Annotated in this window: 18 protein-coding genes; 2 read left to right on the top strand and 16 right to left on the bottom strand. The window is 41.2% G+C overall.

All coding sequences use genetic code 11. From position 1 onward, the window contains the following. Positions 1 to 118: 118 nt before the first annotated feature. The 6 genes from BMI76_RS04640 to BMI76_RS04615 form a co-directional block, all read right to left on the bottom strand. Positions 119 to 457, bottom strand: a complete 339-nt coding sequence (locus BMI76_RS04640; RefSeq protein WP_075346430.1) for an ATP cone domain-containing protein — start codon at positions 455 to 457, stop codon at positions 119 to 121. Positions 458 to 702: 245 nt separating this feature from the next. Then, positions 703 to 1,584: a 4-hydroxy-tetrahydrodipicolinate synthase gene (gene dapA / locus BMI76_RS04635; RefSeq protein WP_075346429.1), complete on the bottom strand. Its 882-nt coding sequence runs from the start codon at positions 1,582 to 1,584 to the stop codon at positions 703 to 705. Between the two features lie 40 nt (positions 1,585 to 1,624). Continuing rightward, entirely contained in the window at positions 1,625 to 2,701 is a 1,077-nt protein-coding gene (locus BMI76_RS04630; RefSeq protein ID WP_075346428.1) for an aspartate-semialdehyde dehydrogenase, read from the bottom strand. A 27-nt stretch (positions 2,702 to 2,728) separates the two neighbouring features. Then, a complete protein-coding gene (locus tag BMI76_RS04625; protein WP_075346427.1) occupies positions 2,729 to 2,890 on the bottom strand; it encodes an aspartate-semialdehyde dehydrogenase in 162 nt (53 codons plus the stop codon). 83 nt (positions 2,891 to 2,973) lie between these two features. After that, positions 2,974 to 4,509, bottom strand: a complete 1,536-nt coding sequence (cls, locus tag BMI76_RS04620) for a cardiolipin synthase (protein WP_075346426.1) — start codon at positions 4,507 to 4,509, stop codon at positions 2,974 to 2,976. A 207-nt stretch (positions 4,510 to 4,716) separates the two neighbouring features. Continuing rightward, positions 4,717 to 6,126, bottom strand: coding sequence for a collagen binding domain-containing protein (locus tag BMI76_RS04615; protein WP_075346425.1), 1,410 nt, complete (start codon positions 6,124 to 6,126; stop codon positions 4,717 to 4,719). 390 nt (positions 6,127 to 6,516) lie between these two features. On the opposite strand from BMI76_RS04615, the gene BMI76_RS04610 reads away from it, so the two are divergent. Further along, complete coding sequence (locus tag BMI76_RS04610) at positions 6,517 to 7,026, top strand: helix-turn-helix transcriptional regulator (protein ID WP_075346424.1); 510 nt, start codon at positions 6,517 to 6,519, stop codon at positions 7,024 to 7,026. A gap of 70 nt (positions 7,027 to 7,096) precedes the next feature. On the opposite strand, the gene BMI76_RS04605 is transcribed toward BMI76_RS04610, so the two are convergent. Both BMI76_RS04605 and BMI76_RS04600 read right to left on the bottom strand, forming a co-directional pair. Then, on the bottom strand, positions 7,097 to 8,533 hold the full coding sequence (locus BMI76_RS04605; RefSeq protein WP_075346423.1) for a glycoside hydrolase family 1 protein: 1,437 nt from the start codon (positions 8,531 to 8,533) through the stop codon (positions 7,097 to 7,099). 240 nt (positions 8,534 to 8,773) lie between these two features. Further along, complete coding sequence (locus BMI76_RS04600; RefSeq protein ID WP_075346422.1) at positions 8,774 to 9,235, bottom strand: CHAP domain-containing protein; 462 nt, start codon at positions 9,233 to 9,235, stop codon at positions 8,774 to 8,776. 194 nt (positions 9,236 to 9,429) lie between these two features. On the opposite strand from BMI76_RS04600, the gene BMI76_RS04595 reads away from it, so the two are divergent. Then, positions 9,430 to 10,323: an AraC family transcriptional regulator gene (locus tag BMI76_RS04595; protein ID WP_075346421.1), complete on the top strand. Its 894-nt coding sequence runs from the start codon at positions 9,430 to 9,432 to the stop codon at positions 10,321 to 10,323. 113 nt (positions 10,324 to 10,436) lie between these two features. On the opposite strand, the gene BMI76_RS04590 is transcribed toward BMI76_RS04595, so the two are convergent. From BMI76_RS04590 to murB, 8 genes are all read right to left on the bottom strand, one after another. Next, the gene (locus BMI76_RS04590) at positions 10,437 to 11,888 is read right to left on the bottom strand and encodes a prolyl oligopeptidase family serine peptidase (RefSeq protein ID WP_257615243.1); all 1,452 of its coding nucleotides are present in this window, start codon (positions 11,886 to 11,888) and stop codon (positions 10,437 to 10,439) included. A gap of 335 nt (positions 11,889 to 12,223) precedes the next feature. After that, positions 12,224 to 14,158, bottom strand: coding sequence for a beta-glucoside-specific PTS transporter subunit IIABC (locus BMI76_RS04585; RefSeq protein ID WP_075346419.1), 1,935 nt, complete (start codon positions 14,156 to 14,158; stop codon positions 12,224 to 12,226). 441 nt (positions 14,159 to 14,599) lie between these two features. Beyond that, entirely contained in the window at positions 14,600 to 15,436 is an 837-nt protein-coding gene (gene licT, locus BMI76_RS04580; protein ID WP_075346418.1) for a BglG family transcription antiterminator LicT, read from the bottom strand. 235 nt (positions 15,437 to 15,671) lie between these two features. Continuing rightward, entirely contained in the window at positions 15,672 to 16,745 is a 1,074-nt protein-coding gene (locus BMI76_RS04575; RefSeq protein WP_075346417.1) for an ABC transporter substrate-binding protein, read from the bottom strand. Continuing rightward, positions 16,738 to 17,514: an ABC transporter permease gene (locus tag BMI76_RS04570; RefSeq protein WP_027976137.1), complete on the bottom strand. Its 777-nt coding sequence runs from the start codon at positions 17,512 to 17,514 to the stop codon at positions 16,738 to 16,740. Before BMI76_RS04570 ends, BMI76_RS04575 begins: the two co-directional genes overlap by 8 nt. Then, positions 17,511 to 18,305 (bottom strand): ABC transporter permease, encoded by a 795-nt coding sequence (locus BMI76_RS04565; RefSeq protein ID WP_075346416.1) that lies wholly within the window; start codon positions 18,303 to 18,305, stop codon positions 17,511 to 17,513. The genes BMI76_RS04570 and BMI76_RS04565 overlap by 4 nt, the downstream gene beginning before the upstream one ends. Further along, positions 18,289 to 19,443, bottom strand: coding sequence for an ABC transporter ATP-binding protein (locus BMI76_RS04560; RefSeq protein ID WP_075346415.1), 1,155 nt, complete (start codon positions 19,441 to 19,443; stop codon positions 18,289 to 18,291). The genes BMI76_RS04565 and BMI76_RS04560 overlap by 17 nt, the downstream gene beginning before the upstream one ends. 3 nt (positions 19,444 to 19,446) lie before the next feature. Further along, entirely contained in the window at positions 19,447 to 20,364 is a 918-nt protein-coding gene (gene murB / locus BMI76_RS04555; protein ID WP_075346414.1) for a UDP-N-acetylmuramate dehydrogenase, read from the bottom strand. Positions 20,365 to 20,460 lie beyond the last annotated feature (96 nt).

Raw genomic sequence — 20,460 nt, 5'->3', positions numbered from 1 at the left:
ATGTAAATTAAATCATATACTTGTAAAAAAACTGGAACAAAAATCAATCCCCTAAAGAATACTGATTTTTGCCCCAGTCTCTCATCATTTGAAAAATCAAGCTGTGTACTTTGCACCATCATTTAAGCTGTTCAAAATGTAAGTGCACATTGATATGATCGCCATAGCCGTTTCGCTCCAGATCGCGCTGAAGACGGTAAGAAATATAGTGCTCAGCAATATTGATGTAACCGGCATCCAGCAAACGATGTTCCACCAAAGATTGAATCATGCTGATTGTCGGGCGTTCAGTCTGTGCTTCTTCTAAATCAACAACGACTTTTTTTGTTACCTGTGCCAAGTCCTGACGCAGAGCATCGTCTAATACGTAAACAGTTTGAGCCGCTCCAAGGATAGCTTGATAAATTTTATCAGGATCAAAGTCAACGACCTGACCGCTGCGTTTGATAACTTGCATAGAAACCTCTTTCTAAAATTCATTCAGCGCTTTTAACGTTTATCTTATTATCTAAATTGTTCGAATAATTGTCAAGTCTTTTAACCTAAACAATCAATTCTTTGAAAAATAGCCATAATGCCATCAAGAATCAAGATAAGAAAGTGTGCTGACTTTCACAGCCTTAATTGGCACAGCAGCCGATAGGAAAAACCGTCGTATTCAAAAAAACAAAGGCAAAGCAATATGCTCTACCCTTATCCTTCCTATTTTTCAACGATTTCAATAATACGCTTGGCTTCTTCATCTGTACAAGCTACCAGAGGCAAGCGCAGGGGTCCTGCTTCAAAGCCTTGATGATTGAGTACCGCTTTTACGGGAGCCGGACTGGCAACTGAGAAAAGAGCGCTCACTTTTGGCAGGAACTGACGCTGAATCTGGGCTGCTTTTTTAATATCGCTGTTTCCAATAGCTTCCACCATATCAAACAGTTCATCCCCATTGGTATGCGAAGCGACACTGATGACACCGTCTGCCCCCAGATTGAGAGCATGAAAAGCTTCGCCGTCTTCACCGGTATAAACTAGGAAATCATCTGGCTTATTCTCAACTAAGTAGGCAATAGTATCAAGATCGGTACATTCCTTCACTCCGATGATATTGGGATGTTTAGCCAGACGCAGCATAGTATCTGCTTCAAGCTTGGTGACCACGCGTCCCGGAATATTATAGATAATAATCGGAAGATCGCTGGCATCAGCAATAGCTGTAAAATGCTGATACAGCCCTTCTTGAGTTGGCTTGTTATAGTAAGGAACAATAGCTAAACCAGCTGCAAAGCCACCAAATTCTGCGACTTCTTTGGCAAAGTTAACAGAGTCACGCGTATCGTTAGTTCCGACACCGGCAATCAGAGGAACCCGCCCCTTAACAATCTTTTGCACAGCCTCAAACAGCTCTAATTCTTCATCGTGAGTAAGGGTCGGACTTTCAGCCGTTGTTCCTGCCAGAAGAAGACCTTGAGTATGGTGAGCAAGCAGATGCTCAATAAGTTTTGGAAGAGCTGCAAAATTGATGGAGCCATCTTCGTTAAAGGGTGTGACCAGTGCTGTAATAATTTTGGCGTCTTTAAAATCTGTAATTGACATAACCTCTCCCTTTCATCTGTTTTACGATTAGCCTGCGGCTTTATTTGAGTTCAAATTTTAATTCTTTAGTAGGACGTACCAAACCTCGTTCATGAAGACTTTCAGCAATCTGAACTGAATTCCAGGCTGCACCTTTGAGCAGGTTGTCTGAAACAACCCACATGTGGATGCCTTTTTCGACATCTAAATCTTTACGGATACGGCCGACAAAAGTTTCACGTTTGCCGACAGCATTAACCGCCTGAGGATAGACTTGATGCTCGGTATCATCTTCGAGAACTGCACCAGGAAAGGCAGCGATGGCCGCTTTAACTTCTTCAATCGGCGCTGTTTCTTTTGTTTCAATATAGACAGACTCAGAGTGCGAGAAAAGAACAGGAATACGGACACAGGTTGCTGAAACAGCAATGGAGTCATCTTCCATGATTTTCTTGGTTTCATTGGTCATCTTCATTTCTTCGTAAGTGTAGTCATTGTCAGTAAATACATCGATTTGCGCCAGAGCGTTAAAAGCGATTGGATAGTGCTTTTTGTCCCCGCCGGACGGCAAAATATCTGCATGAAGATCCTTAGGTTCAACGCCATCATTGACAACTTCTTTGATTTCCCGGACAGTTTCATTGATAGCAGATTGGCCCGCTCCTGACACAGCCTGATAAGTTGACACAATCACCCGTTCAAGCCCCCATTTTTGACGGATAGGCTCCAAAGCCACCATCATCTGGATTGTTGAACAGTTGGGGCAGGCAATAATTCCATTGTGTTCATCCATTGCCTGAGCATTGACCTCGGGCACAATCAAAGGAACATCAGGATTTTGACGGAAATGAGATGTATTATCAACAACTACCGCACCGGCCTTAACAGCATAAGGAGCAAATTTAGCCGAAACCGAACCGCCGGCTGAAAAAAGTGCAATATCAACGCCGTCAAATGATTCTTCAGTGGTCAGCTCAACCGTAATATCTTGTCCCTTATACTGCAAAACCTTACCTGCAGACCGTGATGATGACAAAAGACGTACTTTGTCAATCGGGAGCGTAGACTGCTCCAATTGTTGAATCATGCGAGTTCCAACGGCACCTGTAGCACCAACGACAGCAACTGTGTATCCCATAGTCTCAATTTACCTCTTTATTATTATTCATTTAATAGGTTTAATTATACTACTTTTTAGCTGAAAATAAAACCCTGTAAAGGATGAATTTAAAATAAAAAATCCCTTGTTAAAACAAGGGAAAAGGCACTTTGTAAAAAGCGTGGCAAGCAGGTTCACACAACTTGCCAAGATCCGCTCCTGCGTTATGATCTCCTTAGCGCGTGTGGCATAGCCACAATCGACTCATCGCATAAAGCTATTGTAACACAAGAATAGTGATTTGCCAAGTGTTACAGAAGCGGAGCTACCAGCTTAACAACCACACCGATTACTTTGGTAGAAATTTTCTCTTTTCTAAGAGTTGATCGGGTTACTCGTCTGGATTGTTTAAGCGTCTCCTGAAAATCCTTTTCTACATCAGCGATACAGTCAGTCTGATACATGTATGTGGCACACTCAAAATGGTGGTAGAGACTACGATAGTCAAGGTTGATTGTTCCGACCACTGCTTTGATGCCGTCAGCTACAAAGACTTTGGCATGGACAAAGCCAGGTGTAAATTCATAAATCTTAACACCTGCATCAAGAAGAGCAGGAAAATAGCGTTTAGCCAAAGCATAGGGAACCTTTTTATCAGGAATACCCGGCATAATAATCTTAACATCCACCCCGCGTTCAGCAGCAAATTTTAGGGCATGCTCCAGTTCACTGTCTAAAATAAGATACGGTGTCATGATATGAACATAGTCTCTGGCTTGGTTAAGGATGTCGATATAAACATTTTCTCCCACTTTTTCATGATCGAGCGGTGAATCGCTGTAGGGAATAACATAACCGTTTGCAGCTGCCTTATAGGAATTTCTCACATAAGGTTCAAAATAGTAATCCTTATTAGTCGTGGACCACATCTGCAAGAACATCAAGGTAAAGGAGGCCACTCCTTCTCCCTCCAGCATAACTGCTGTGTCTTTCCAATAACCAAAACGCTCAATATGATTGATGTATTCATCGGCAAGATTTATTCCGCCATTAAAGGCAACCTTATTATCAATAACCAAGATTTTGCGGTGATCACGGTAGTTATAATAGGTAGACACAAAAGGAGAAATCGGAGAAAAGACCTTGGCGTTGATTCCGATTTTCTTCAGCCTTTTGGCATAATCAAAAGACAGGGTAGACAGCTCCAGCATGCCATCATACATGACACGAACCTCTACACCTTCCTTGGCTTTTTGTTCTAAGATCGACAGAATCTCTCCCCACATCAGACCTTCGGCGATAATAAAATATTCTAAAAAGATAAATTTTTCAGCTTTTAACAGCTGTTTTTTCATCTCTTCAAATTTAGACTGTCCGTCGGGGAAATAGGTGACCTTAGTGTTCTCATAGACAGGAAAACCGCCGCTTCTATGAAGATACTGAGCCAAATTATAGGTTCTGGCATGGCTCTCTTTTAACCTGTTCAAAATTTTTTGATCATGCTGAAAATAAGGCTTTATCGCCTGAGTTGACTTTTTCATAAGTGTTTTCAGCTCTCGATAGCCCCAATCCTGCTTAGTATAAATCAAAAAAAGTGTTCCTAAAAGCGGAAAAGGCAGAATAACCAACAGCCAGGTAATGATAGAAAGCGTGTCCATCTGACTGTTAACCAGATAAAGCACCGCTCCTGTCATTAAAATGATTTCCAAAATTTGTAAGTGCAGTCTATAGTGATTGAACCACAGAAAGGTAGACAGCAGCAGCAAAATTTGAATAAGAAATAAGATAATAATAACTGTTGCCCGGCTAAAAACTCCCCTTAAAAGACCCTTCCGGCTCTTTTTCAATAACCTTTTGGCTGTACTGTTACTACTGATAACATAACCTCCTTGGATGATTATTAAACCTATTATACCATAAAATGCCCCCTCTTAAAAAAGCAATTCCCGCAAAAAATATTTGTAACCAAACCAAAAGTCTGACTATTTACCAAAAAAAGAGGAAGGAACCACTAGTTCCAACCTCTATTTGTATCATTAGTTTTAACATTTTGATTAACGGCGTGTTCTATAGAAATAAACACCTGCTACTATTACAATGACGAGTCCAATGGCAGTCAGCCAAAGACCAGCTTGTTCACCAGTAGATGGCAAGACCAGTCTCACTTTCCGCTTAACTGTTTCTTTAGCAGTTGTCGTTGCATTTGTCGTTAAAGGACCTCCTACCGTTGTCGCAGTTGTTTGACCGCTTGTTGTCTCTTTGGAAGTTGTTGTTCCTGCTTCTGTTGTGGTCGAAGTATTGCCGGTTGTCGTTGTGGCTCCTTCAGTAGTCGTGCTGTTTTCTGTTGTTGTAGTTGTCTCTGCAGCTGTAGTGCTTTCTGTTGTAGCTTCAGTCGTTGTAGTAGGTGATCCTGAAGTTGTTGTTTCAGCAACAGTTGTCGTCGTTTGCAACTCTCTTCTTTGTCTTGAGCTGGCTTTACCGTAGGCAGACTCAATGCGAGCGTAGCCGACTGTATCCGAATAGTTTACATTATTCCCGGAAATGGCAATGGTGTTGGTCATGTCATTACCAACAGACTGTGATTTAGTCAAACGTGTATTATAAGAAATGAAGATAGCGTTATTAGTCGTACTGCCAAAGGTGTATGTAAATCCAACCGCTGAGCCGGTATTGTTTGTTTGATAAGAGAGATTTTTAGAAAAATCTTCTGCATAAGGCCTTGAAGCAGCTTCATCTAAACTGTCAACATCATCACCTTCGATATATTGCAAGCGTGCTGCCAGCAAAGAATCTTTGACAATTTCCTGACCTTCACCAACAACATCAGTCAAAGTGAGATTATCAATCGCTGCCTGCTTACTATTAATCAGTACTTGCCAATGAATGATACTTGGATCATTAGGATCCTGATAACCTGTCTTATATACAGCCGGACTGACTGGCACAATTTCTTTTTCTTCAACCGTAGTCGTATAAGCCACCCCGTTGTACGTGAAGTTGAGCGTTCCAGGAGATGTTATATTATCGTGATTGACCTGTACGTTGAAATTGAGTGACATTTCCTTATCGAGAGGCAGTTTTTCAAAAATATCTGTAAAAGTTACAGTCACCTCTTGCGTTACTGGATCAGTAACTGCCTTACCCGCTAACTGACCGCTAGAATGCAAAACATCAAATGTCAGTGCTGTTGTAAAGCGCAATTGTTCGGGGAGTTTTAAAGTCAGTGTGTCACCAGCTTTGATACTCACTTCATCCGGAAAGGTAATGCTGTTACTAACCGCCAAAGGTTCCCAATAGCGAATAGATGAATCAGCAGAAAGCGGTGTTCCGTCTGACTTAGTAATAGAAGACGTATTGGCATAATTGGTAACTTGATCAGCTTTTGCCGTTTTTGTCATCCAAAAAGCTCCTACTAAAACAGTAAGAATTGAAACCAAGCCTAAAAGTTTCCATTTCATTTTCATAATAAAAAGAATTTCTCCTTAAAGATTTTGTAGAATATTTCAAAATATTATATCTACATCACGTATTTTAACATAAAAAAACATTGTTTTTAACACAAAAACTCCAAATGTCATTAATTTGTTATTTTTAAAAAATTCTAATCTTTTGTTTAAAAAACTTCAAAAACACATTGATACATCTACTTTTTAAATTTCTCATCTTCTCATTTTAGAAAATTCTTTTCTCATTTTTAGCCGGCCTTTCATGAGAAACAGCCCTTTGCAGTTTTTTAATATATAGATATAAAATATTATATTTTAGTAAATTATTTTATATCTATATATAATTGACATTCTTTATAATAATTTATATAATAAAGTATAAAATAATTGATAATAGGTGGTTTTTCTATGCCAAAAAGAGTGTCACATTCAAATCAAAACATCAAGCGATTGCAGGCTAATCTTTCATCGCTTCGAAACATAGCCAATTGGACTGCTGAAGATTTAGCAAGACGGATTGGAGTTACAAAACAAACCATTAGTAATCTTGAAACTTCTGATGGAAAAACAAATCAAATTAATCCGACTCAGTATCTTGCCATTCGTTCGGTCATAGATAATGAAATTATTAGCAGCGAGAATCCTATCTTACGAGAAGCAATGAACCATCTCTTCAGCCAAGAACATGGTGCGGAATCAGAGACTAAAGATAGAATAAGCAGGGATTTAAAAATTGCCCAGCTTGGTGCTGCATCTAAGGCAGCTTATCTTTCTCAGCCGAAGGATGATGAGCAGACAGAGATGGAAAGAAGAGCAATGGCCGTTTTCGCCCTGCTTCCTTTGACAAGCTCAATTTTAGGCACTTCTTCTACTGTCTATAAAACTTTTTCATTTTTTAACGACATTACTAGACAGTAACCTCAGTACTGTTTAGGCACCAAAAAATGCTGGAAGAAAATTCCAGCATTTTTATGATTTCACAGCTGCTTTAATCGTAAAGACTTGCTCCGTTTGTTGCGATGACTTTCTTGTACCAGTCAAATGATTTTTTCTTATAGCGTTCCAAGCTCCCTGAACCATCATCATTGCGGTCTACATAGATGAAGCCATAGCGCTTGCTCAACTCTGCTGTAGAAGCAGAAACTAAGTCAATTGGTCCCCAAGTGGTATATCCAAGCAATTCCACGCCGTCTTGCAGCGCTTCTCCTACCTGCACCAAATGCTTTTGCAGATAATCAATACGATAATCATCTTCAACTGTAGGTCCATCCGGACCTTGAACAAGAACATCCTTGGCGCCCAGACCGTTTTCAACAATAAAGAGCGGCAGCTGGTAGCGGTCGTAAAAGTCGTTGAGTACTAACCGCAGGCCAATCGGATCAATCTGCCAGCCCCATTCCGAAGCCTCCAAATAAGGGTTTGAAATACCACCCATGATATTGCCGCGGCCGCTTTCATAGGCTTCAGGATTGTGCGCTGCTGCGACACTCATATAGTAAGAAAATGAAATAAAGTCAACTGTATTCTCCAGCATCAATTCTTTGTCGCCATCAGCAAACTGAATCTCAATATTGTTTTCCTTAAAATAACGCTTGATATAATTTGGATATTTCCCGCGTGCATGCAAGTCACTGAATAAGTAATTTTGGTTTTCAAATTCCCGAACAGCTAATTGGTCAAGCGGATTAGCTGTCATTGGATAGGCAGGCATGGCAAGTACCATACAGCCAATTTGAAAATCTGGATTTATTTCATGGCCAACTTTGGTTGCAAGTGCCGATGCCACAAGCTCATGATGAACCGCCTGATAAAGATCCTGCTTGCTTAATTTTTCAGGGTCTGTCATAATACCGCCTGACATAAAAGGGGCATGGAGAACTGAATTCACCTCATTAAAGGTCAGCCAGTACTTGACCTTATTCTTATAACGTGTAAATACGGTACGGACATAACGTTCATAAAAACCAATCAAGTCACGGTTGGCCCAGCCATTGTATTTACGAGCCAAGTTTAGAGGTGTTTCGTAATGGGACAGTGTCACCAAAGGTTCAATATCATATTTTGCCAATTCATCAAAGACCTTGTCATAAAAGGCGAGTCCAGCTTCGTTAGGCTCTTGATCGTCACCGTTTGGAAAAATGCGCGTCCAGGCAATTGACAACCGAAAAACCTTAAAGCCCATTTCTGCAAAAAGCGCAATGTCTTCCTTATAACGATTGTAAAAATCAATTCCTATTAATTTCAGATTGTCCTCTGTCGGCTCATCTGTAATTAAAGGAGCTGAGGAACCAGGCTGAGCAACGCCGCCTTTAGGTGTCACATCTTGTACTGACAGGCCCTTGCCATCTTGGTTATAAGCCCCTTCGAATTGATTAGCGGCTGTTGCGCCGCCCCATAAAAAATCATCTGGAAATATGTAAGCCATAGTTAAGTTTCCTTTCACGTTTTAATAATACTATTATACGACTTTTAGACAGGATAACGCTGACACTATCTTTGGAAATACTGATACTATGCTTTGATATTAAAAAGAACAAGAAAAACGGCTAAACCCTCGTGGATTTCTGCTCTCTTTTCTTGTTATTAGATATTTTACTGTCTGACTCTGTGCCAAAAAGTTTGTTCAGCACTTTTGCTTGCCTGCTGTGCTGTAAAATTTGCTTGTTTAAAGATAAATAAAAGTAACTTGCGCCTGAGGACTTATACAGCGCCAATTTAGAATTTTAGGTTCAGGCATCTCGCTGACTACAAAACTCCCATCGCTGTTAAGATATTCTACAAAGGCCAGATGACCCTTTGTATTTCCGTCTGCATCATCTGTTAAAAAACAGGCAATCGCTCCAACCTTAGCTGACTTTCCGACGGAATATCCTTCTTGCTGTGCCTTCTCACACCAGTCACTTGCTGCACTCCAGTGTGAGCTGACAGTCTTGCCTAGCTGAGCGCATCGGTTATAAATATACCAAGCTGCTTCACCTTCAGTACAGGTATTGCCTTCACTGCTGATTTTGACTGTTTGTTCATTTGGTAAGTTATAGATGAGCTGTTCTTCCTGCTGACTATTTAGTCTCGCATTGTAAAAACCGGTTAAAATAATATCCTTTTTGTCCACTTTCACTGTCCCCATTGTAATATATTAGTTGCGATAGCCCGTATATAAAATTATATCTGCAAATATTACAAAAGTCAATATTTTATTTCTTTTTTATTACAAAATATTTCTTATCAAAGACATTTTGTGAAAACAACTTTCTCTTTTTAATCTCCTATCGCTTATTATATGCTATAATAATACTATCCTACGATTTGGGAAGAGTAAGAATGAAAGACTTTTTAACAGACGAAAACTTTAAACAGACAACAGATTTCGAAAATCAGCTCCTGCCTTATAAAGTTTTTGAAACGGCTATTTCTAATGGGTTTCCGGACACACTTTTTCACTGGCATCCTGAGTTAGAGATTTCTTATATTTATGAGGGAACGGCTCAGTATCACATTGATTATGATTATTTTAACAGCCAGGCTGGTGATATTATCCTCGTAAGGCCAAATGGAATGCACTCCATTCATCCTATCGGCAGCGAAGCGCAAAAGGCTGAGACTTTGCTTTTTCATTTAGATATGGTTGGCTACTCGCTTTTAGATCAGATAAGTCTTCGTTATCTGCAGCCTCTGCAGCATTCCAGTTTCAAACTGGTTCCTTGTATCAAACCCGGCATGTCCGGTTATAAGGCTATCAAAAACTGTCTGTTTGCTATTTTTGATATTTATCACAGACAGGGACGGCACTTTGAGCTGCTGTTAAAGGCTAAGCTGCAGGAACTCATCTACTTGCTCTATTTTCATCAGTATGTTCTGCGCAAACATTCAGATGATATGTACCGAAAAAATGAAAAAATCCGCGAATTGATCGACTACATTCATCAGCATTATCAGGAAGAACTGTCTATCGAAATGCTGGCAAAGCTCTTTGGCTACAGCAAAACTCATTTTATGACGGTGTTCAAACAGCATACGGGAACATCATGTACCGAGTTTATTATCCAATTTCGGCTCAGCAAAGCCTGCGATCTGCTTGTCAATTCAATCAAACCGATTCTTGAAATTGCAACAGAAGTCGGCTTCAATAACCTATCGAATTTTAACCGTCAGTTTAAGCGGTATTATCAGCTGACCCCCAGTCAATACCGGAAAACCACGAAGAAATCCAGCTAAACTTGGCAAAACCATTCGGCCGCAATAGTATAGCTAAAAACGAACAAGCTGCTTGGGAGAATCCCAATAAACTGACTTGTTCGTTTTTATGGTACTTGTTTATAACACTGCTTTTATTTCTTTTGATCATTCAGCCAGTCAAAAACATTGGTGTAGGATTTCTTGCCTAGTTTGACGGTGGCAGAGCCGCCTTTGGTCTTATTGCTGGCCTTGAATCCTGATAATTTTGAGGCTTTTTTGATAGCTGATGGTTTTTGAACGCCTGATACTTGATCGTTAAAGAAGTATGTCCAAGACCAATGGCCGTTATAGACAGTATCTTTCATATCAAGGCCTTGTACGTTTTTATAATATGAGAACCATTTGTTCTTAGCGCCGCTGTCAATCAGAGACTTGTAAATCGGCAGGGAGTAGTTTTTAGGGTTGACAACCTTATCTGCTGCTGAATGAACAAACCAAATAGGGATGTTCTTTAATGTTTTCACTTTTTGACTGTCAAACCAAACCTTATCTGTACGAACAGCTGATTTACCAGAAATACTGCTCTTGTCTTCTACCATTTTATAAGTTCCGTCAGCATTTCTTTCATGTTCATAGTAAGAATAGGCTGCTGCCTGAGGAACCAGGGCAGCAAAATAATGAGGATAGTGCAGGGCCATATTGATCGTCATGTAGCCTCCGTTAGAGCAGCCGGCCAAATAGATACGATCAGTATCTACATCTTCATTATCAGCTACATATTGCTTGATGGCGTCCATCAGCGCTTGGGTATAACGTGATACCCCAGAGCCCGAACCATTAGTGCCGTCCCCTTCATCCATCCAATAAGTCGGCGTTTGTACCGTTAAAACGTAAGCTCCTGTTTGGCTTCCTGCTGTAAAATGATTTTGGACTTTCTTTTTAGCAAGAGCTGTCACTTCATTGCCGAGCAGCGTAACATCTTGATCTGTTCCGCCTTCTCCCTGACCGTGCAGCCAGATAATTAGAGGATTTTTCTGATCTGATTTCAAGTTTTTGGGCTCATAAGCCGCATATTTTAGGCTGATCTTTTCGTCCTTTTTGGTTAAGGGATTAGTATAATTTTTCGAAAACTCTCCTCGATTCTTAAAAACATCTGAGTCCGGAGAAATCCGCTTGTTGACAGCATCGCTGCTAATAGCTAAACGAGCGGATTTTTTCTTTTGGCTGACAGTCAAACCCTTGATAGATACAGGGTAGGACTTAACCCACTGATTGTGAAACACTTCCATATTATAGACAAAGGGCGATGCATTTTTATCAGCATCATCAACGTCATAGGTGACAGGCATTTGAATCGTTAAATAGCGGCTCTCTTTAGCCTTGCTCTTATTGCCGGCTTTATCAGACAAATAGACCTTCTCAACCTGGCGTTTGACACCTGCAGTCTGAACCTTGAGCCCCTTAGACGATACCTTTGAAACTTTTTGATCTAACTTCACAAGCAATTTAGGGACTGCAGGGCCAAACTCATAGCCCTTAACAATGATTTTAAGATCATTAATCTGATTGTCTGAATCAGATGCCAAAGCACGATCTGCTGACATAACAGCAAAGCTCAAGGCTCCCAAAACAAGTAATTTTTTCACTTCTTTTTTCATAATAATCCCTCACACAATTAAAACGCTTTCATTTTGTTTTGTACTACTCTTCATCCAAGCATAAAAATCTCCTCCTTTCTCAAAAATCTCTGATTTCATCTTAGCAGAGCAAAACTGCGCTTTCAAGCGCTTCGGTTATTTTCAGTAGGATAATATTATTCTTTCGTATTTTAATATCATTTACTGCTAATTCGCAAAAACAGCAGCTGAATTTGTCAGCCTGTCTTTAGCAAATAAAAATAAGACCGGAATGTTTTTTCCGATCTTATAATTATGGAGTGTTATTTGACAGCTGTCAGGAGATAATCGCCTGCTTCGATCGTTCGTTCCTGTGTGGTCAAAACGTCTTCATATTGGTCTGAGTTTGTGACAATGACTGGCGTGATAACCGGCAAGCCTGCTGCTTTGATTGTATTCACATCAAACTCAAGCAGGGTCTGACCAGCTTCCACCTTATCACCAACTTCAACAAAACCTTTAAAGCCTTTGCCGGCAAGTGAGACAGTATCCATACCGATATGGATCAAAATTTCAGCACCATTTTCAGTCTTCAGACCAATCGCATGCTTAGTCGGAAAGACCAATGTTACTTCTCCTTTGGCAGGTGCAACGACGACACCGTCAGCCGGATCGATAGCAATACCCTTGCCCATAGCTCCGGAAGCAAACACTTCGTCAGGGACATCTTCCAGTTTGACAACTTTACCAATCAGAGGACTGGCAATGATTTCTTGCTTGATTTCTTTTAATTCCTGAACAGTTTCTTCTTCTGAACTGCTGCCTGCACTTTCAGACCCAGGCTGACCGTAAAGATAAGGGATTTTAACAAACTGTGTCAAAACAAAACCAAGAACAAAGTTCATGACAATCGCAATCAAGAAGTGAATGAGGGTCATTGAATCTTTAGGGTTGATAAATGATGGAATGGCAAAGAGTCCCAATCCGCCCATAACCTGCATTTTAACATTGAAGAGTGACAGGTAAGCACCGGAAATAGCGCCGGAAATACAAGTCATGATAAATGGCAGACGCATTGGCAGGGTAATACCATAGATAGCGGGTTCAGTTACCCCAAAGAGAGCAGAAATAAAGGCTGGGATAGATAACTGTCTGACTTTATTTTCTTTAGTGCGCATCATGATGTTAAGCAAAGCACCTGCTTGTGCAAAACAGATAGCTACGGTTGCAACAAGGATAAAACCGGGACCTTTTTGCAGCTCCAAAATAGCCAATGGAACAAGTCCCCAGTGAAGTCCAAACATAACCAGTATTTGCCACATAGCACCCAAAGCAATACCGTAGATAATTGGGCTGAGGCTGTAAATACCTGTGAAGATAGCACCAACAAGATCAGAAGCCCAGCTCATAACAGGACCGATAAGAAGGAAAGACAAAGGAACAGTAATCAAGATGGTAAAGAAAGGAACGACAAAGACCTTAACAACATCCGGAATAATCTTCTTAAAGAATCCTTCAATCTTGGAACCTGCCCAAACGGCAACAATGATCGGTAAGACTGTCTGCAGATAGCTGGAAGCCGGGAAAATAATCGGAATACCGAAGAAAGTTGAATAAATAGGTGATTCAATTAAGGTTCCAGAGAACAAAGTATAAAGCGGTTCTTTGGCAGTCAAACTGGCAGCTATATTAGGATAGACCATGGCAAAACCGATAGCCAGAGCAGTAAATTGTTCCATCTTGAACCGTTTGGCTGCGGTCAATGCCAAGATGAGCGGCAAGAATTGGAAGAAACCATCACCTGCTGCGTTAAGAACAACGTAAGCGCCATATGTTTCAGGAACTCCTACTGCTGCTAAAATAGCAACCAGTCCCTTAATCATACCTGCTGCCGAAAGGGCACCAAGCATAGGTTGGAAAAGTCCGGATACCAAAGCGATAAAGCGGTCAAACAGATTGCCCTTTGGCACATCTCCCTCATCAATATCAACGCTGCCTTCGCCGGTGATTCCGCTGACTTTCAGGACAGCAGCGTAAACATCGGGAACATGATTTCCGATGACGACTTGGAACTGTCCTCCTGCTTTCACCACAGTTACAATACCTTCTCGCTGTTTGAGGTACTCTTCGTCGGCCTTACTTTCATCTTTGAGAGTAAAACGCAAACGGGTGATACAGTGAACTAATTTGACAATGTTATCCTTGCCGCCGACATGCTTGACAATATCATTTGCCAATTCAGTATAATCTTTAGCCATTTTAGGCTCCTTTCATAAGATGCTAAGCCGTTATAAGCGACTCATAGGAAAATAGGAACCATGACGAAGATGTTTGCATCTAGGAAATGGTTATCTTTTTCCAAAGAGTCGTAGGCGTGCTCAGTTAAATAAGATGCTAAGCCGTTAAGCGACTCATAGGAAAATAGGAACCATGACGAAGATGTTTGCATCTAGGAAATGGTTATCTTTTTCCAAAGAGTCGTAGGCGTGCTCAGTTATTTTTAGAATGATTACCATCTCACACGCAAAAAAACCTAAACAAATACCAAATGACTGAACAAAGACACACACTCTTTGCAATCAATTCGTATTTATCTAGGTTTTGCCTGCTTAATCAGTAACAATCCTTTATGAGTATTATTATAACATATCAATTTCATTTTGCAAGCGCTTTTACAAAAATATTTTAAAAACCCAGCCCTACTGGCTGGCTTCTAGGCGCTGGATATGAATGGTGAGATAAACCTGCTCATCCCTGCTCATGGGAAAATCATAGCCGGACACAACATAGGATTTAATTTTTTCGGTACAGGCAAAAGCCTGCGGGTAGTTGTCCTTAACCTGCTCATAAAGGAAAGCATCATTTTTTCCCTGAACAAGACCGTTTGCAACACGCTGAGCAAAATACTGAACATGGGTGACAAAGCGATTATAACTGACAGATTCTTCATCTGTGATTTGACCAAAATGCAGGCGGACAATTTCCAAAATATCGATAACAATCTTGGAAATTAAGCGATTTTTCTCCAGCAAACCGCCGTCTTTTTGCGCATTAATAAAATGCAGAGCAATCGAAGCTGCTTCATCATCAGCCAGCTCTACACCCAGTTTGTCCTTGATATACTTGATGGCCTCTCTGCCCAGCTGGAATTCTCGGGGGTAAAACTTTCTGACTTCCCAAGACAGCGGATTTTGCAGGCTCAGGCCTTCTTTTGTCCGCTCAATCGTATAGTGCAGGTGATCAGCCAAAGCAATATACAGTGAAATATCAAAGGTTTGCTCTAAAACGTCCTGTCCGTGATGGATAATGTCAAGAACCAGCTTGATCTCATCGCTGTCAAGATCGACATAGACACGTGATAATTCACCTGCCATATCCGTATCTTGCAAGATAAAGCGTTTTTCGATTAATGCTTGATCGACTTCATCGCCAGGCTTTTTTTGAAAGCCCAGCCCTTTTCCCATCACAATAATCTCTTCATCCTTATCACCCAGAACCTGAACAACATTATTATTAAATACTTTATCAATTTTCATAATATTTTCCTCAGCCCTTCATAAACGAGCACTCTTTTATATCATATCAAATCAAATGACAAAAAGTAAAGACTTCCGTCTCATGAGCCTAAGCAAAAACTCATCCGTTCTTTATATCTAGAATAAACTCTTAATGCAGCAGCTGACCTTGAGGACAAGCGGGAAACAGCTGACAGTAGAATGCCTGTAAAAACAAGCCAAAACTTAAAATGTTTGAACTTTTTCCTGCTTCTAACTACTTACGGTACATTTTAAACTGCAGATAGAGATCATTATAGACACCCAGCCATTTTTTACCGAGATTATCATAGACTTCCAAACGGCTGACCGTTTTAGCATCGGGGTAAAAAGCCTTATTGTTTTTGATATCAGCCGGCAGCAGCTCTTTGGCCTTGGCATTTGGTGTCGCATAGCCGATATAGCTGGCGTTTTGAGCAGCATTTTGCGGTTTTAGCATGAAATTAATAAATGCATAGGCTTCTTTTTTGTGTTTTACCGTTTTAGGAATCACCAGATTATCAAACCAAAGATTTGACCCTTCACTGGGAACAAGATAGCGTAAATCCTCATTAGCATCCAGCATTTCGCTGGCTTCACCGGAAAAAGTCACTCCCAAAGCGGCATCACCCCTGATTAAATACCCTTTCATTTCATCGCCGACAATAGCCTTGATGTTGGGTGTTAATTGGTTCAGCCTGTTTTCAGCTTTTTTTAGCTCTGCGGAATTTTTAGTGTTTAAACTGTAGCCAAGACTGTTCAGACCAAATCCGATGACCTCGCGGGCACCGTCAACCAGCATGATACTGTTGGCATAGTCTTTATTCCAAAGGTCACTCCAGTGCTTGGGCGCCTCAGTCAGCATCTTGCTGTTGTAAACAATTCCCACTGTTCCCCAGAAATAAGGGATCGAATAGGCATTTGACGGATCGAAGCTTTTTCCAAGAAATTGCCGGTCAAGATTATTCCAGCCTTTGATTTGCGATTGATCAAGTTTGACCAAAAGCCGTTCAGCTCTCATCTTACTAATCATGTAATCGCTGGGAACAGCGATATCATAGGTTGTACCGCCCTGCTTGATTTTAGTGTACATGGCTTCATTGGAATCAAAGGTCTCATATTGAATCTGGATGCCGGTTTCCTTGGTGAATTTTGTCAAAAGCTCAGGATCAATGTAGTCACCCCAATTATAGATAACCAGCTTATCAGACTTGCCGCTGCCGCTTGCCTGCCTGCTCATGTAAAAAACCAGACCGGCCAAAACGAGAACAATAGCCAAGACACCCCCCATAAAAGAGTAAAGTTTATGCATGTCTTTCCTCCTTATCCTGAGAAATAAAGTAATAGCCGATCACAAGCAGAATGCTGAACAGAAAAACGACAGCAGACAGAGCGTTGATTTCTAAAGAAATCCCTTGACGGGCTCGAGAATAAATTTCCACTGAAAGAGTCGAAAAGCCATTTCCGGTGACAAAAAAGGTAACGGCAAAATCATCCAAAGAATAGGTAAAAGCCATGAAATAGCCGGCAATGATACTAGGCGTCAGATAAGGCAGCATGACTTCTTTTAACATCTGAAAATGACTGGCACCCAAATCATAGGCAGCATTGACCATATCATCGTTCATTTCTTTCAATCGCGGCAGCACCATAAGAACAACGATAGGAATGGAAAAGGCAATGTGGCTGAGAAGCACCGAAAGCATGCCTAATTTAAAACCAATAAAAGTAAAAAGGATCAGAAAAGAAGCGCCAATCATAACATCAGGAGCCACCATAAGAACATTGTTGACAGACAGGATAGCATTTTGAGCCTTTCTTTTTGTTTGATAAATAAAGATGGCGCCAAAAGTTCCGATAATCGTTGCCAATAAAGAACTTAAAAAAGCAACAAGAAAGGTTTCGGCTAAAATCAGCATCAGCCGTTTGTCACCAAACATGCTCTCATAATGCTCCAGAGTAAAACCGGTGAAGTGATTCATGTCTCCCGCCTGATTGAAGGAATAAAAGATCAGGTAAAAAATAGGGATATAAAGGATTAAAAAGACAAGGATTAAATAAAGATTAGCTATTTTTTTCATTTATTTCTCTCCTTTGTCGCCCACATGATAAGAAGCATGGTTAGAATTAAAACCACTCCAATGGTTGAACCCATTCCCCAGTTCTGCGTTGTCAAAAAATGCTGTTCAATAGCCGTCCCCAGTGTAATCACACGATTGCCGCCAATCAGCCGCGTCAGCATAAACAAGCTGAGACTGGGAATAAAAACAGACTGAACACCGCTTCTGACCCCGTTTAGAGACAGAGGAAAAACGACCTTGACAAAGGTTTGCCAATCGGTTGCTCCTAAATCGCGGCTGGCATGGATCAAATTGGAATCAATATCATCCAGCGCATTGAAAATCGGCAGAATCATAAAGGGAATTTCAATATAAGAAGCCACAAAAATAAAGGAAAAATCCGTAAAAAGAATCTGCTTGGGCGCAAGACCCATAAATTGCAGAAAGCTGTTGACACCGCCCTGACGGCCAAAGATGCCCATAAAGGCATAGGCTTTAAGCAGGAGATTGACCCAAGTCGGCAAAATAACCAACATCAGCCAGAGCTGTTTTTGCTTGAGCCGCGTCAGAATCAAGGCAGCCGGATAGGCAATCAGCAGTGTCACCAGTGTGATAATAGCAGCATATAAAATAGAATTGAGACTCATTCGCAGATAAGTCCAGCTGGCAAAAAAAGTTTGGTAGTTCCCCAGTGTCAGGTGTCCTTCAATGTCAAAAAAAGATTTATACAGAATAAGAGCAACCGGTGCTAAAACAAAAAGGCCTATCCAAAGAAGATAGGGGAGAGAAAAGGCATTAAACTTTTTCTTCATGGCGCTCCTCCTCTATAGCATTGATCAGGCCATCTTCGTGCTCTTGGGTTTCCGCGTATTCTTCAAGGCGGGCATCAAACTCTTCTTCAGTCTCATTGAGGCGCATAATATGAATGTCTTCAGGCCTGAAGTCCAGTCCGATGATCTCACCTTCAATAGCCTTGCGGGTCGAATGAATCATCCACTCATTGCCAAGCTCATCATAGGCAATGATTTCATAGTGGACACCGCGAAAAAGCTGCGTGTCTACTTTAACCTGCAGCTTGCCTTCCTCAGGCAGCGTGATTTGCAGATCTTCCGGCCGGATAACCACCTCGACAGGTTCGTTGGGACGCATACCGCCATCAACTGCTTCAAACTGCCGGCCGTTGAATTCTACCAAGTAATCTTCAATCATGGTTGCCGGCAAAATATTGGATTCACCAATAAATGTTGCTACAAAATGATTGATGGGCTCATCGTAAATATCAACCGGAGTACCGGACTGGACAATTTCACCGTCATTCATGACAAAGATCCAATCGCTCATAGCCAGAGCTTCTTCCTGATCATGAGTAACAAAAACAAAGGTGATTCCCAGCCGTTGCTGCAATTCCCGCAGTTCATACTGCATTTCGGTCCGCAGTTTTAGATCCAGCGCTGACAGCGGCTCATCCAGCAAAACAACCTTGGGCTGATTGATAATGGCACGGGCGATAGCCACGCGCTGCCTCTGGCCGCCTGATAATTTTTGAATTGCACGTTTCTCAAAGCCGGCCAAACGGACCATTTTCAGCACTTCTGCTACCCGGCTCTCAATTTCTTTTTTAGCTATTTTTTGCAGTTTGAGCGGAAAAGCAACATTTTCAAAAACAGTCATATGAGGAAAGAGGGCATAGGACTGGAAAACCGTATGAACATCACGCTTGTTGATAGGCAGGTCATTGATTCTTTTGCCGTCAAGAAAAATATCACCGCTGCTGACTTCCAATAAGCCTGCGATAAGATTTAGGATGGTTGATTTTCCTGAACCTGAGGCCCCAAGAAGCGTATAAAACTTTCCTTCTTCCAGTTCAAAATTAATATCTTTTAAAACAACAGTACCATTGTCCTCAAAGACTTTCGAAACATTTTTAAAGGCAATGATTGGATTAGTCAATGCTTACGCGTCCTCCGCTTGTATCTCTTTTTCACCGATAATGCGAACTTCCGGTTCCAAAGTGACCCCAGAATGTTCTTTAACTCTGCGGATGACATCCGCAATTAAATCTTCATAATTTTTAGCGGTTCCATTGTCAATATTAACCATGAATCCGGCATGTTTCTTGCTGACTTCCACACCGCCAATCCGATGTCCCATGAGATGAGCTTCCATGATGAGCTGGCCTGCAAAATGTCCCATAGGGCGCTTGAAAACAGAGCCGCAGGACGGGTGTTCCAAGGGCTGTTTCAGGGCTCGCAGGTGATTGAGACGCCGCATTTCCTGACTGATAACGGTGTAGTCGCCAGGTTTGAGAGAAAATTTGGCTGAAATCACAACTTCTTTATTGTCCTGAAAGGCCGATCTGCGGTAGCCAAAACGCATATCACGTGCTTCAACCGTCTTGATTTCCCCATCTCTAGTCAAAACCTGCGCAGAAATTAAAATATGAGAAATCTCGCCTCCGTAAGCCCCCGCATTCATAAAGACGGCTCCTCCGACACTGCCCGGAATACCGCAGGCAAACTCAAAACCTGTCAGACTGTGGTATTGAGCAACCTTGGTTGTTTCAATTAAATTAGAGCCGGCTTCCGCTTCGATAACATAGCCGTCAACCGTAACACTATTGAGCTTGTCAAACATAATGACAAATCCCCGGATTCCGCCGTCACGGACAATCAAGTTGCTGGCATTGCCTAAAACCATCCAGGGCAGATTGTGCTTGTTGGCAAACTTAACGATTCTTGCCAGTTCATAGCGATTGCGCGGAAAGGCAAGAAAATCAGCCGGGCCGCCAACCTTGGTATAGGTGTATTTTTTCAGAGGTTCGTTAAAACGGATATCAATACCTTCTAAGCTTGTTTTTATTTCTTTTAACATGGTAATCTCAATTCTATACTGTTCAATACTAAAAAAATCGGTAATCAAACCGATTTTATTATATCAAATTTTATTTACTTTGACGACAGAAGACAT

Origin of the sequence: Streptococcus sp. 'caviae' (genome assembly GCF_001937065.1) — a bacterium.
GTDB lineage: Bacteria > Bacillota > Bacilli > Lactobacillales > Streptococcaceae > Streptococcus.
Note: the sequence above shows the minus strand (reverse complement) of the source record. Positions and strands in the feature narration are given on the sequence as shown.